Raw genomic sequence first — 300 nt, forward strand, 5'->3', positions numbered from 1 at the left:
CCCCGGTGATGATGATCAATGGTTTGGTCATGTGTGAATCTCCTGAAATACGAAAAATAAATAACTAAGCTTGGCCCACAGTATATTTGCTGCTATTAGGCCTGAAAAATGCCTTATTCCTCTAACTAGCATCGGAATAAACTATGGATATCCGTCATCTCAAGGCCTTTCTGGCCGTCTTTGAGGAGCGCAATATCACGTCGGCGGCGCAGCGTTTGTTTATCAGCCAGCCGACGCTCTCGGTGACCATCAAGCAGCTGGAGCAAGAGTTGGGTACGACGCTGTTCATCCGCCAGCCAC

1 protein-coding gene is annotated in these 300 nt (G+C 48.7%); it reads left to right on the forward strand.

Features of this window, described 5'->3' with window-relative positions; translation table 11 throughout:
• Nucleotides 1–143: 143 nt before the first annotated feature.
• On the forward strand, nt 144–300 hold a 157-nt coding region (locus ACZYSM_RS29475), incomplete at its 3' end, for a LysR family transcriptional regulator (RefSeq protein ID WP_489077120.1).

The organism is Pseudomonas sp. F220, from assembly GCF_057813935.1.